The organism is Marinimicrobium agarilyticum DSM 16975 (assembly GCF_000423345.1).
GTDB lineage: Bacteria > Pseudomonadota > Gammaproteobacteria > Pseudomonadales > Cellvibrionaceae > Marinimicrobium > Marinimicrobium agarilyticum.
This window is the reverse complement of the sequence record NZ_KE384008.1, coordinates 665,273-678,860: the sequence shown is the minus strand read 5'-3', so window position 1 is coordinate 678,860 and position 13,588 is coordinate 665,273. Positions and strand designations below refer to the sequence as shown.

The window sequence follows — 13,588 nt, the reverse complement described above, 5'->3', positions numbered from 1 at the left end:
ATGGCGTTGCTGGCACGAGTGACACGGGGCTTCAAAAGCCTCAGCGCGATGCGAGCGGCCCTTTCGCTGGATGCTGACTGGTATCTGGCTACCTATCCGGATGTCAAAGCGTCGGGTATGAACCCCCGGTTGCACTACTTGCGCTATGGTCGAGCCGAGGGCCGTCGCCCCTCATTGAACGCCAAAACGCCCTATCTGCCTCAATCTCCCCAACACACGCTGGTTGACCGCTTGGGTGAACAACTCTGGTCGGGCTTCGCCTATCGCGCAGCACCTGAGCTGGAAGCGCTCGCTAAAGGTGGTGACGGGAGGGCAGCCTGGGAGTTGGCGCTCTGGGCCTATGCCAACGGGGATTTGGCCACTGCTCGAGGTTGGCTCGCAGACGCTTCGGCGCCTGGCGGGGAGCGGCAAAAAACGCTGGCGTTGAAGAAATGCGGTGTCGAAACGTCATTATCGGAACTCGATCCGGTTAATCGGGCGCTGCTGGAGGTAAATAGGGACCCGGCGCCAACGCTGGAACCCTTGAACCGTCTTTACCGAGCTCAAGGGCTGGACGAACTGGTGGCGCGTGACAAAAGCCGAGCTTTGAGCCTGGATAACCTACAGGGCCGTCACCGAAGTGAGTTAAGTCGCCAGGACGGGGTAAAGATCAGTGTCGTGATGTGTGCCCATAACGCCGCACAAACTCTGCCGACCGCCCTGGACAGCGTGTTGAACCAAACCTGGGGCAACCTCGAAGTGTTGGTGGTGGATGATGCCAGTACTGATCAGACCGCCGCGATAGTAGAAACGTACCTGGCGCGAGATAGCCGTGTTCGCCTGCTACGCAATGCCCGCAATTTGGGAGCTTACGGTGCGCGTAATCGCGCAGCCCGGGAAGCGCAGGGCGACTTTGTTACAGTCCACGATTGCGATGATTGGTCGCACCCGCAAAAACTGGAGCGGCAACTTGCTCCGCTGCTGAGTAACACGGTCCTGATGGCCAGCGCGAGCCGTTGGGTGAGGGTGCAGGAGCCGTTTAAGATGATGGGCTCCTGGCAACTGAACCAGGGCATGTTGGAGCTAAACCCGTCGTCCTGGCTGGTACGCCGTGCGGTGTTCGAGCGCATGGGCTACTGGGATGAGGTGCGGGTTGAGGCGGATACCGAGTTTGCCCGGCGCCTGGAGCACCATTATGGACACAAGGCGCTGATGACGGTGATGCCGGAGATACCCCTGGCGTTTGCCCGGCTGAGCGCTAATACCCTGACACAACAAACGGCCAGCCACTTGAGAACCCAGTTTTATGGCTTGCGCCGCGTGTACGCCGAGTCCGCTCGCTGGTGGCACCGGGCGAGTGGGGGTCAACCGGTCATGCCCGATGGGTTGCGCCCCTTTCCGGTGCCGTTGGGGAGTATAATGGCCGCCAGGCTTAAGGTGACGCGGGTGGCAGTAGCGAATTTTGCATTGCAGGACCAGGCGGAGCTGCCTGGGCTGCTGACTCAGCTTGAGACCCTCAATAGGGATGGTGAGACGCTGTGTTTACTGCACTGGCCCGACGCCACGGCCTGGGCGGGAAATACCATCGCTGATGAAGTGTTTGCCTGGGCCCAACGAGCCGGTGTGTGTTTCGCTCACCCGGGGCTGACACTGGAGGCGGAAACGGTGTGTTTGCTGACGCCGTTCGCGTCGTCACCTCGGCCATCGCCCACGGTGGCGCTGCCCCGGCTGCAGGAAGTACTGGGCCCCGATGGACGATGTCATGAGTCACAAGCATCCTGGCTTGAGTATTTTCGGGCCGGAGGGGCTCGCCTGTGAGCCTGCGTCGTTTAAAAAATTGGTACTGGCGCTGGCGATTACGCAATGAACCTTTGGCGCATGCGTTTGATCCGGTCGCTTACCGGAGTTTGCATCGGGACGTTGCGGCCCTGGGGCAGGATCCGCGAGTGCACTATTTGCGTTTCGGCCGTGCTGAGGGGCGAGACCCGGGGCCAAACTTCAGTGCGTCTGGTTATGCGCTACTGAATCCTGAGGTGTCTGATGGGGCGGACCCGTTGCATCACTGGTCTCAGCATCATTTGAGCGAGCCTTATTGTGTACCCGAACTAAAGGGCGATGTGGCTCTGGTGCAGGGGCAACAAACGGTGCTGGTTTGCGGACATCAGGCTGGGCGTACCTTGTATGGCGCTGAGCGCAGTTTGCTTGAGACCCTGGACGCCATGAGTGGTTTGCCCATCAACCGTGTGGTGGTGTTGCCCAGTGCACTCAACCCGGATTATGTCGACGCGGTGCGCGCTCGCTGTGCGGCGCTGGTTATCGTGCCCATGGGCTGGTGGCATCGTGAGCGTCCAAGCGTGCAGGCAACGGTACGGCATTTTGTGGATCTGATCCAGCGCTTCGAGGTCGATCTGGTCTATGTGAACACCCTGGTGCTGGATGAACCTTTAGTCGCCGCGCGTCAGTGTGGTATACGCACAGTGGTGCACGTTCGGGAGCTACCGGTAAGAGACGACGCTCTGTGCGCAACCTTGGGCGCCACACCTCAACAGGTCCTTGAGCGGGTAGGGCAGGGTGCGGATGTGCTACTGGCAAACTCGGTTTACACGGCAAATAGCCTGGGTCTTCGCAATATTTGGGTGGTGCCTAACGGCGTTAACGTCGGCAGTTTCCAATCGCTGGTAGCTCACCCGGATCGGCCTTTTACTGTCGGCATGGTCAGCAGCAATTTGCCCAAAAAAGGGCTGTACGATTTTGTAGAACTGGCTCGACAGCTGAGCGACAAGGCTCACATTCGCTGCCATTTGGTGGGGCCCGACAATGAATGGGTCCAGAGTGTTAAACGCGAGCCGGTACCTGAAAACCTGGTGTTTGTGCCTTATGTTTCAACACCACAGGAGGCGCTGGCCGATTTGGATGTGTTGGTCAACCTGTCGCATTTTGAGGAGTCGTTCGGACGCAGTGTGGTTGAGGCCATGGCCGCCGGACTCCCGGTGGTGGCGTACCAATGGGGTGCGCTGCCCGAGCTGATCGAACACGGCGAAACCGGATACCTGGTGCCGCTGGGGGAGGTTGACGGGGTGCGTCACCGGGTGGAGCTGCTAGCGGAAGATTCCGCCCTGTGTGAGCGTTTGGGCTCCGCCGGAAGACGTGCTGCCACCGATCGCTATGATGTGACGGTAACGCGACAACGCCTGGAGCAGGTGATGCGACACATTCTTTCGTTTTAGGAATCAGTATGGGTGATGAACAGAGGGGGAGCCTGCACAGCCAGGGAGTGGATGTGGTAATTCACGTCGGTGCGCCCAAAACGGGTTCGTCGGCTATTCAGCTCTTTAGTATGAATAATCGAAAGGCTTTGTTAGACGTAGGATTTTATTATCCAAAGCACTTCGTGGATAAGAATGGCGTTTCTGGTGGCCACTCGATTCTGTCAACCCTTATGCTCAAGAAAAGCTTTTTTCTGGCTAGAGTGTACTTTCGGTGCCAGTTGCTCAAAGCCCGTCTAATGAAGAAAACCTTGCTGCTCTCCTCGGAGGGCTTTTGCCGATGTGCTTCACGCTTTTGGCCGCTTCTTGAAGGGCTGAATGTACGAGTGGTGGGCTGGTTTCGTCACCCCGTTGAAGCGTTTGTTTCGAACTACAACCAATCGATAAAGCGTCATTTTTGCACTAAAACCATTGGTGAGGTGTTTGAGAATTTGCCTTCCAGTCCGCGCCCCCCCAACTTGAGTGGTAAGCGACTACGCCGTTGGGCGGATTTGGTGGGTGATGATAACTGCACGTTTCTGCCTTATTTGAAGCCCTCGCAGGGGGAGCCTGAAAAGCCTATTGAAGAACGATGGTTGGAGGCGATTGGGGTAAAGACACAATACTTTGACCGTTTCCGTTTTGATGCTAAACGAGTCAATCGCAGTTATGTCCCTGACGCGTTGGAGCTGAAGCGATTGTTGAATGTCATTCTCAGTGAGGATGAAGGCATCGATAGCCATGCAGTGGACTGGGCGCTGCAGGACTACTCTGATCAGTCTGAACATGTAGAGAAGGGGCTGAGCGTTTATTTGGAGCCTGAACAGGTTGAGCGCCTGAGCCGGGCTTTTCATCGAACAAACAGTGTTCTGGCGAACCGCTTCCCAGCAATGAAGTTGTTGTTAGATAGAGACGAAACTTATTTACATCAGTCCAGGGGGGCGCAGAAAAAGCCATTAGATCTGGGTTCTGCTCTGAGGCATCTTGAGCAGCTTTGCCCCAACGAGATTGAGCGAATTCGTGCTGGCGTGAAACATCGTTTGAAAACGCAGAAAATGGTCTCCAGTGACGTTGAAAAGCTGGCGCTATTGCTTGGGTTGAAGGAGGAGTGTTAGTGCTCTAGAGCCGAGGGTTTTGCTTTATTTACAAGGGGATAGAGTTGGAGTAGCATGCCTCGCATTATTATGTTTGCCTGAGATAAGCCTCGTGGAACTGATTAAAGTAGTGGAAACGAATGAAGATTAAAAACTTTTTAGCGCTGGTGGATGTAAAGGCGAAGATGTCGCTGAAGTCCGATGCGTCCAAGCTGTATCTCAGCTATTTGTGGTGGATTCTGGAGCCAGTATTGTGGGTTTTGATGTTTTACTTGGTGTTTACGGTCCTGTTGGGTTTCGGTCGCGACATTCTGTTTTTGATGATGGGGAAAATTCCGTTTTTGTGGTTCAGTAAGTCGGTGAACTCGTCTTCGAACAGTATTGTCAGTGGTAAGTCTTTGATCACCCAAACCAACGTGCCTCGGCAGTTTTTCCCCTATGAGCAGGTTCACACAGTACTGTATCGGCAATGGGTGACGTTTCTGATGCTGTTTGGCTTGACCATGGTTTATGGTCATATGCCGAGCTGGCACTGGCTCTGGATTGTGCCTCTTTGGGGGGTACAGTATTTGCTGATTCTGTTGGTGTCATTGATGGCAGCGGCGTGCGTAAGTTATGTGCGTGACGTTCGTATTCTGATCGGCATGGCTGTGATGGGGCTCATGTTTGGTTCGGGTATTTTTTGGGATTTGAACCGAATTGAAGACCCTGTGAAGCGTGAACTTCTGGTGACCTGGAATCCGTTGGCCTATTTGCTGGACGCGTACCGCGATGTGCTGATGCGGGGTGAAATGTACGACCTGCAGCACTTGGGATGGTTGGCGTTGGTACTGTTGGGTGGCTTGGTGCTGGTGCATCTGTTTTATCGATTTATGGGGCAATCCATGGCCTCCAGGGTGATTAACTCATGACGACGGGTGATATTTTGCTCTCAGTTGAGGATGTCGAGTACGGCTATAACAGTCGTGTCTGGGGCTTCAAGCGGGTGAGCATACCGGTTCTTAAGGATGTGACATTTGAGGTACGCCGCGGTGAAACCTTGGGCATTATGGGGCGCAATGGTTGTGGAAAAAGTTCGCTGTTGCGGATTCTGAACGGTGTGGTTGCCCCTACCGGGGGTAAGGTGACGCATCCCAAGCACATCTCCCGGATCCTGCTGACGCTGGGTATGGGTTTTGATAAAGAACTGTCCGGACGGGATAATGCGCTGTTGGCGTCGATGCTTCAGGGCTACAGCAAAAAGCAGGCAAAGCAATCTATTGAGGGCATAAAGGAGTTCTCGGAGCTGGGCCAGTTTTTTGAACGCCCGGTGAGAACTTATTCGTCGGGTATGCGTGCCCGCCTGGGGTTCTCCACTGCTCTGCTGACCGAAGTGGATCTGTTAATGATCGATGAAACCCTGAGCGTGGGAGATCAGCAGTTCAACAAAAAGGCCGAGAAGGCCATGATGGAAAAGATCAACAGTGAGCAAACCGTGGTATTTGTAAGTCATAGCGGGGCGCAGGTGAATAAGGTGTGCAGCCGTGCCCTGTGGCTGGAAGATGGCGTGATCAAGGCCCAGGGAGATACCCATGAGGTGGCCAAGGAGTATAAACACTTTATGAACAATCTGGCCAAAAAGGGCGGGAAGTCCGCATGGCAATAAGTTCCAAGGCACGAAAGGGCATTATCCTCGCTGGCGGCTCTGGTACACGTTTATACCCCCTTACCCTGGGTGCCAGCAAGCAGCTTATGCCCATCTACGATAAGCCCATGATCTATTACCCGCTGACAACGCTGATGTTTGCGGGTATTCGCGATATTCTGGTGATAACCACGCCCCACGAACAGGAAGCATTCCAGCGCCTGTTAGGGGACGGTAGCCAGTGGGGGATTAATCTGGAGTATGTGGCGCAACCCAGCCCCGATGGCCTGGCACAGGCTTTTGTGCTGGGCGAGCGTTTCCTCGATGGTCACCCGAGTACGCTGATACTGGGCGACAACATTTTCTACGGCCATGGGTTTCTGGCCCTGATGCAGCGTGCGAATCAGCGCGCTGATGGCGCGACAGTGTTTGGTTATCACGTGGATAACCCGGACGCCTACGGTGTGGCTGAGTTTGATAGTGAGGGTAAGGTGGTCAGCCTGGAAGAGAAACCCCGGGAGCCTAAGTCCAACTATGCGGTGACCGGCCTGTATTTTTACGACCATCTTGCGCCCGAGATCGCCAAGACGCTGAAGCCCTCTAAGCGCGGTGAGTTGGAAATTACCGATCTTAATATGCACTACCTTCGCGAGGGTCGCTTGAACGTGGAGATTATGGGCCGAGGTTATACGTGGCTGGATACCGGCACCCATGAGAACCTGTTGAGCGCTGCGCAGTATGTACAGACCATCGAAAAGCGGCAGGGCTTGAAGATCTCTTGCCCGGAAGAGGCTGCGTATCGGCAGGGTTTTATAACCGATGAGCAGTTGGAAGCGCTGGCGAAGACGCAGATCAAAAGTGGGTATGGCCAGTATCTACTGAAGATATTAAAAGACAGCCAGCGCCCCTGTGGTGATCTTCGACATCGTTTCGCTGATTGATTTATGAATATTGTTGATACCCGTATCCCCGACGTAAAAATTCTGGAGCCTCGAGTATTCGGCGACGAGCGGGGTTTCTTTATGGAGACCTTTCGAGAGAGCTGGTTTCGGGAGAATGTCGCTGATGTGACCTTTGTTCAGGATAACCACTCTAAATCTCGCCGGGGTATTCTTCGTGGGTTGCACTATCAGGAGCCGCAACCTCAAGGCAAATTGGTGCGTGTGGTTTCCGGCGAGGTGTTTGATGTGGCGGTGGATATTCGTAGGGACTCTCCTTCCTTCGGTCAGTGGGTAGGATGCTATTTAAGTACTGACAACAGGCGTCAGATGTGGGTGCCTGAAGGCTTTGCACACGGCTTCCTGGTGATGTCGGACTCTGCGGAGTTTGTGTATAAGTGTACGAATTACTACCACCCGGAATCGGAGCAGTCGATTCGGTGGGACGATCCGACGTTGGGTATTGAGTGGCCTGTTGAGCGCGCCGGCGACGTGTTGTTATCCGAAAAGGATCGCACCGCTCCAATCTTCACGTAGTGCGGATAAGCGCCAAGCGCATCCGCCGTAACCCAACATTATGTATTCCTGCAAGCGTCACGTGTAATTAAGGCGGATGCGCTTGGCGCTTATCCGCCCTACGGGGGTATTATGAGAATTTTGGTCACTGGCGGTGCCGGTTTTATCGGGTCCGCGGTTGTTCGCCAGTTGATGAAGGATGATGAGCACCAGGTGCTGATTCTCGATGCGTTGACTTATGCAGGGAACCTTGATTCTGTGCCCGGTTACGAGAGCCACGCCCGAACAAACTTCGCTCAGGTCGATTTGCGGGATGCGGGCGCGACCCATGCTGCTGTCAGTGGTTTCGCGCCGGACATTATTATGCACCTGGCTGCGGAGTCCCACGTGGACCGTTCCATTGACGGGCCCCAGGCGTTCCTTGAGACCAATGTGATGGGTACGTTTAACCTGTTGCAGGCCGCTCGTGAACATTTTGAACAGCTGGATGAGGCAGGCAAGGCACGGTTTCGGTTTCACCATGTGTCGACGGATGAGGTATACGGTGACTTGGACGATACCGAAGCGTTGTTTACGGAATCTACGGCCTATGCTCCCAGTTCCCCGTATTCGGCGTCCAAGGCGGCCTCGGATCACCTGGTCCGAGCCTGGGGGCGCACCTACGGGCTTCCGGTTGTGGTGACCAACTGTTCCAACAACTATGGTCCGTATCATTTCCCCGAAAAGCTGATTCCCCATATGATCCTCAACGCGTTGGCCGGTAAGCCGTTGCCCGTTTACGGGGATGGGGCGCAGGTGAGGGATTGGCTGTATGTGGAAGACCATGCTCGTGCGCTGATTCAGGTGGCGACCGAAGGGGCTGTCGGCGAAACCTATAACATCGGCGGGCACAACGAGGTCAAGAATCTTGATATCGTTCGTTCTGTGTGCGCGATACTGGAGGAGTTGGCTCCGGAGAAGCCCGCTGGCGTTAACCGGTATGAAGAGCTGATTACTTTTGTGAAGGATCGGCCGGGGCATGACCGCCGGTACGCGATTGACGCCTCTAAAATTCAGAGAGAGCTTGGCTGGGAACCCCGGGAGACGATTGAGACTGGGTTGCGGAAGACGGTTCAGTGGTATCTGGATAATAGGGCCTGGTGGGAAAGGGTGTTGAGTGGGGAGTATCAGTTGACGCGTTTGGGCGAGGGCTGATATTAACGTTATTTTGGTAGGTGGCGGCTATCGCCTTACCTACCCTACACCTCGTTAAGGTGGGTATGAAGGTTTTGGTGGTTGGTGGTGGTCAGCTTGCGTGGGATTTGATGCAGACTGCGCCGGCAGGTGTTCACGTCACTATGGCCGGTCGTGATGAGCTGGATATCACCTTGTCGGATGCCTGTGAGTATGTTCTTCAGGGTCGACGGCCAGAGGTCGTGATCAATGCAGCGGCGTACACGGCGGTGGACAAGGCTGAGAGCGAGCGCGAAGCGGCGTTTGCGGTGAATGAGCAGGGCGTGGCCAATTTGGCGGCGGCCTGCCAGTCCGTACGAGCCCGGCTTTTTCATGTTTCTACGGACTTTGTGTTTGATGGTCAAGGGAATCGGCCCTATGTGCCTGATGACGCTGCCAATCCACCGTCCGTCTACGGCGCCTCGAAGCTTGCCGGGGAAACGGTTCTGCGCCGCCAGCTGCCGGGCTCGGTGATTGTTCGGACCAGTTGGTTGTACTCGCGCAACGGCGGAAATTTTGTAAAAACCATGTTGCGTCTGATGGCTGAGAAGCCGTCACTGAACGTGGTGGTTGACCAGTTGGGGGCGCCCACCTGGGCGGCGGGCCTTGCCGGGGCATTATGGTCAGCCATTGAGCGTGAAGTACCCGGTGGCATTTATCACTGGTCCGATGCCGGTGTGGCGTCCTGGTACGATTTCGCGGTGGCGATTCAGGACATCGCCCTGGAGCTTGGCATTCTTGATAGCGCCATCCCAATTCGCCCAATCCCTTCTTCAGAGTTTCCGACACCGGCCAAGCGCCCCGCTTACAGCGTACTGGATACTCGCTCTACTCAAGAGGCCTTTGGATTGGAGGCGGTGCATTGGCGCCGGCAGTTGAAATCGATGCTGGAGACGTTGCCGTAAACGGCCAATAATGCGTAGCGTAGGTAAGCCGGTAGGCGCCACCTACGGATGGTACGAGCGCACACCAGCGTGGTAGGTGGCGGCTGACGCCTTACCTTACCCTACGTAAATTCGGCCCTATCAAAATTAGTAGGGTAATGGGTTATTTTAAGCTTTTGGAGCCGAACAATGCGGTTTTGGTTCTGACCCAGGCGAAGCGGATGGCGCTGGTCAGGTGCCACCAAAGGTGTTTGTTGTTCAGGGTGTGGCTGGCTCGTTTGCCCCGGTGGACCATTTTGGCGCCGGGAATGTAGTGGGTTTTCACGTTCAGTAAATGCCGTGCCCGCCAGCATATGTCTACGTCTTCATAATATAAGAAATACCGTTCATCGAACCCACCCAGCGCTTCAAAGGTGTCGGCCCTGAAGGCTAGGCAGGCGCCCGATGCCCAGTCCACTTCGCACGCTGTGAGGCAGCAGCGGTCCACGCCCGTTCGGTTTTTCCGAAATATATACGACGTCAACAACTCCCATAAGTAGGGAAAACGGCGAACGGATTCCTCGTGCTCCTGAAAGGCGTTGTCCTTGAAAATGTTGGGCGCCCCAATTCTGGTGCCTTCTTTTTCCATATCCTTCACGAACGTCGTAATACTTTGTGGGTCGCACTCCAGGTCCGGGTTCAGGATGATGAACCAATCCGTTTCAAGGTCCATGCCCAGGTGTTTGCGACAGTATTGAAATACACGGTTGTGGTTTGAACCAAAGCCTTGGATGGCGTCGTTTTCAAGGTAGTGCAGTTGGTGGTCCAGTGCGTACCGTTTGAGGTCGTCTGACGGTTTGTTGTCTAACAGCACGACCCGCTGATTGGCGGAGGCCAACTGATGAGGCTTCAGGTCGTGGACAATTTCAATCGTGTTTTGATGGGAGACGATTGAGATGAAAATGGTCATTGGGCGCGCGCTCCCTTCACCAACAGAATGCTTGCCCACAGCTTGCAGGTACGATTGAGGTCTTTATGGGTGGGCCGATGGCGCAGTATAAATGCCAGGCGCTTTAGTGTGCCGCCGCGCATGGCGTTCTCGTAGGCCAGAAAGAAGGCGCGATCCTCCGGCGTGAGCCGTTCCCGAAAATGTTCCGAGAAAGCGACGGCCTGGCAGAGAATTCGGTTGGCGATAAACAGGGTTTTGGCAATGTTCCGCTTCTTTTTTCCGGCGGAGTTCTGGCTCCCGACCTGGTTGCTGCTGTGTTGGCGGTAGAGCAGAGTGGGTTCTTTGATGGCGCTTACTCGGCCGGTACCGCTGGCGATCAGTGCCAGCCACCAGTCGTGCATGATCACCTCGCTCGGCGCGCCTTCGGTGTTTATCGTATTGATCAGTGCCCGGTTAAAGCAGGCCGACGCGCCTTGCACGGTGTTGTGAAACGCGAGCTTTCTGGGGCTTTTGGCGTTGTCGGGTTTCAGGTCGTCAAGCTTCCAGAAAGAGGCCATTTCCTCCTTCCCCGGGTGCCAGACCCAGGCATCGGAGAAAATCAGGTGGGGGTCATCGCTTTGACGCATGTGTTCCGAGAACAGGGCTACTTTGTTCTCCAGCCAGATATCGTCCTGGTCCGAGAGGAACACGTATTCTGCGGTGGTTTGCGGCAGGGCGGTCAGCACGTTGTGAATGACGCCTTTTCTCGGGCCGTCAATCAGGGTAACTGGCACGGGTGATGTTTCGGCCAATTGCTTTACAATGTCGCGAGTATTATCTGTTGAGCCGTCGTCGCTGATCAGGATCTGTCGAGCGGGCGGCTCTTGTTTGAGGATGCTTTCAAGTTGCTCAGCAATGTAGGCCCCACCGTTATAGCTGCACACGACGACGTCGTAGTCTATGCGTGTGGGTTGGGGAGGTGTGCTGGGCATATCGGTTTCGGTTTTATCCATAATTTGGCGGAGTATACCTGAAAAGATGACGGTCTGGATAACAGGAGCCACCGGATTTGTGGGGCGAGCGCTGATGGCTCGTTTAGTCAACGACGGGGGGGGCGTGGTTCCCGTCTCGCGTTCCGCTGGTGAGGTTGCTGGCGTGAAGGCCGAGCGCGTGTCGGCGTTGGGCGATCCCTTATCACCGGGTGATGTGGTGGTTTATGCGGCGGGTCGAGCCCATGTTCAGGGAAAGCCGAGTAAGGCCTCTCGGGATGCCTTTCGGCAGGCGAACCGGGACGAGCCTTTGGCGGCGGCACGATTGGCGTCTTCGCGCGGAGCGCGTCGGTTTGTGTTTGTGAGTAGCATCAAAGTCAATGGCGAGAAAACCGAGGGAGCGCCGTTCTCGGAGAGGGATACACCCGCGCCTCAGGATGATTATGGCCGTTCCAAGTGGGAGGGCGAGCAGGCGTTGCGCCAGCATGCCGAACAGTCGGGAATGGAGGTGGTGATTGTTCGGCCGCCTTTGGTATATGGGCCAGGGGTGCGGGCCAATATGGCGGCACTGATGCGGGCGGTCGGGCGCGGTTGGCCTTTGCCGTTGGCGTCAGTGAGCAACAAGCGCAGCCTGGTGTTTGTGGAGAATCTGGCGGATTTTCTGGCGCTTTGCTGTACGCATCCGGCGGCGGCGAATGAGACGTTTCTGGTGTCGGATGGGCGGGATTTGTCCACGCCGGAGCTGGTACGCCTGATGGCTGAAGCGCAGGGCCGTTCGGCACGGTTGTGGCCCTGCCCGGTGCCTATACTCAAGTCGGGCGCCGGTCTGTTGGGGCGCGGAAGCATGGCGGACCGGTTGTGCGATTCCTTGCAAGTGAGTTCGGATAAGGCCCGCAACCGTCTGGTGTGGCGCGCGCCGTTTTCGGTGGAGGAGGGGCTGCGGAAGATGGCGGAGTGATTTTACTGGTAGGTGGCGGCTGGCGCCTTACCAACCCTACGTTAGGCACACGCTTGCGTAGGGTTGGTAAGGCGTCAGCCGCCACCTACCGCTACAAGTGGTTAGTTGATATGACGTTGTTGCTGGTTGGATTGGTGGTGTTGGGGCTGACTTGGGCTCTGACTGGGCTGCTGCGGGGCTATGCGCTGCATAGGCAGTTGTTGGATGTTCCCAATGCGCGCAGTTCGCACTCGGTGCCGACGCCGCGTGGGGGCGGGGTGGCGATTGTGGTGTCGGTGCTGGCGGCGTTGCCAGCGTTGGCGTGGCTGGAGCTTGTGCCGGATACCCTGGTGTACGGATTGGGTGGCGCGGGTTTGCTGGTGGCGCTGGTGGGGTGGTGGGATGATCACGGCCATGTGCCCGCGCCGGTGCGGCTGCTGGTGCATTTTACTGCGGCGGCCTGGGGCTTGTACTGGTTGGGTGGGCCGGTGGCTCTGCCCTTGCTGGGCTGGACGCTGGAGGGGTATTGGCTGTGGGTGCCCATGTTGGTGTATTTGGTGTGGGTACTGAATCTGTATAACTTTATGGACGGAATTGACGGGATTGCCGGGGTAGAGGCGCTGACCGTGTGTGTCGGTGGCGCCTTGCTGGCCTGGTGGGTGTTGCCGGAGCCCAACATGGCGTTGTATGGGCTGCTGGCCGTGGCGAGCCTGGGGTTTTTGATCTGGAATTTCCCGCCGGCGAAGATTTTTATGGGGGATGCCGGCAGTGGTTTTGTGGGGCTGTGGCTGGGGCTGCTGTCCATTTATGCGGGGCATCAGGCGCCGGTGCTGTTCTGGGGTTGGGTGATTTTGTTGGCGATGTTTGTGTCGGATGCGACCTTGACTCTGTTTTTTCGGTGGTGGCGACGGGAAAACGTGTTTGAGGCGCATCGTAGCCATGCGTATCAGCACCGGGCAGTGTATTGGGGACACAAAGGGACGACGTTGTTTTACGGTGCGATCAATGTGATCTGGTTGTTACCCATGGCCTGGTGGGTGGTGTCCGGGGGTATTGACCCGCTGTGGGGTGTGTTGTTGGCCTATGCGCCGGTGGTGTTTTTGGTGTATCAGTTCGGCGCCGGGATTCGGCATGTTGAAGAGTGGTAAAGGGAGTTTGGTAGGTGAGGCGACAATTGGTCGGTGGTGCTTCTGGTAGGTGGCGGCTGACGCCTTACCAACCCTACGTGTTTTGGCTAGAGCGTAGGGTTGGTAAGCGAAGCGC

13 protein-coding genes are annotated in these 13,588 nt (G+C 56.2%); 11 read left to right on the top strand and 2 right to left on the bottom strand.

Annotation, left to right across the window (positions count from 1 at the left end):
• From G547_RS0118970 to rfbD, 9 genes are all read left to right on the top strand, one after another.
• Positions 1 to 1,797, top strand: a complete 1,797-nt coding sequence (locus tag G547_RS0118970) for a glycosyltransferase family 2 protein (protein ID WP_027331176.1) — start codon at positions 1 to 3, stop codon at positions 1,795 to 1,797.
• Positions 1,794 to 3,206: a glycosyltransferase family 4 protein gene (locus G547_RS0118965; protein ID WP_027331175.1), complete on the top strand. Its 1,413-nt coding sequence runs from the start codon at positions 1,794 to 1,796 to the stop codon at positions 3,204 to 3,206. Before G547_RS0118970 ends, G547_RS0118965 begins: the two co-directional genes overlap by 4 nt.
• An 8-nt stretch (positions 3,207 to 3,214) precedes the next feature.
• Positions 3,215 to 4,339, top strand: a complete 1,125-nt coding sequence (locus tag G547_RS22335; RefSeq protein ID WP_036189385.1) for a hypothetical protein — start codon at positions 3,215 to 3,217, stop codon at positions 4,337 to 4,339.
• Between the two features lie 119 nt (positions 4,340 to 4,458).
• Positions 4,459 to 5,229 (top strand): ABC transporter permease, encoded by a 771-nt coding sequence (locus tag G547_RS0118955; RefSeq protein ID WP_027331174.1) that lies wholly within the window; start codon positions 4,459 to 4,461, stop codon positions 5,227 to 5,229.
• A complete protein-coding gene (locus G547_RS0118950; protein ID WP_027331173.1) occupies positions 5,226 to 5,963 on the top strand; it encodes an ABC transporter ATP-binding protein in 738 nt (245 codons plus the stop codon). Before G547_RS0118955 ends, G547_RS0118950 begins: the two co-directional genes overlap by 4 nt.
• The gene (rfbA, locus tag G547_RS22330; protein WP_051235731.1) at positions 5,954 to 6,883 is read left to right on the top strand and encodes a glucose-1-phosphate thymidylyltransferase RfbA; all 930 of its coding nucleotides are present in this window, start codon (positions 5,954 to 5,956) and stop codon (positions 6,881 to 6,883) included. Before G547_RS0118950 ends, rfbA begins: the two co-directional genes overlap by 10 nt.
• A gap of 3 nt (positions 6,884 to 6,886) precedes the next feature.
• Positions 6,887 to 7,417, top strand: a complete 531-nt coding sequence (gene rfbC, locus G547_RS0118940; protein ID WP_027331172.1) for a dTDP-4-dehydrorhamnose 3,5-epimerase — start codon at positions 6,887 to 6,889, stop codon at positions 7,415 to 7,417.
• A gap of 111 nt (positions 7,418 to 7,528) precedes the next feature.
• Entirely contained in the window at positions 7,529 to 8,590 is a 1,062-nt protein-coding gene (rfbB, locus tag G547_RS0118935) for a dTDP-glucose 4,6-dehydratase (protein WP_027331171.1), read from the top strand.
• 65 nt (positions 8,591 to 8,655) lie between these two features.
• Positions 8,656 to 9,513 (top strand): dTDP-4-dehydrorhamnose reductase, encoded by an 858-nt coding sequence (gene rfbD / locus G547_RS0118930; RefSeq protein ID WP_027331170.1) that lies wholly within the window; start codon positions 8,656 to 8,658, stop codon positions 9,511 to 9,513.
• Between the two features lie 142 nt (positions 9,514 to 9,655).
• Here rfbD and G547_RS0118925 read toward each other — a convergent pair whose 3' ends face one another.
• Together G547_RS0118925 and G547_RS22325 are read right to left on the bottom strand one after the other, a co-directional pair.
• On the bottom strand, positions 9,656 to 10,441 hold the full coding sequence (locus G547_RS0118925; protein WP_027331169.1) for a glycosyltransferase: 786 nt from the start codon (positions 10,439 to 10,441) through the stop codon (positions 9,656 to 9,658).
• Positions 10,438 to 11,412: a glycosyltransferase family 2 protein gene (locus G547_RS22325; protein WP_051235730.1), complete on the bottom strand. Its 975-nt coding sequence runs from the start codon at positions 11,410 to 11,412 to the stop codon at positions 10,438 to 10,440. The genes G547_RS0118925 and G547_RS22325 overlap by 4 nt, the downstream gene beginning before the upstream one ends.
• Here G547_RS22325 and G547_RS0118915 point away from each other — a divergent pair.
• Together G547_RS0118915 and G547_RS0118910 are read left to right on the top strand one after the other, a co-directional pair.
• A complete protein-coding gene (locus tag G547_RS0118915; protein ID WP_342664699.1) occupies positions 11,360 to 12,346 on the top strand; it encodes an NAD-dependent epimerase/dehydratase family protein in 987 nt (328 codons plus the stop codon). The genes G547_RS22325 and G547_RS0118915 overlap by 53 nt on opposite strands.
• A 110-nt stretch (positions 12,347 to 12,456) precedes the next feature.
• Positions 12,457 to 13,473, top strand: a complete 1,017-nt coding sequence (locus G547_RS0118910; protein ID WP_036189382.1) for an MraY family glycosyltransferase — start codon at positions 12,457 to 12,459, stop codon at positions 13,471 to 13,473.
• Positions 13,474 to 13,588 lie beyond the last annotated feature (115 nt).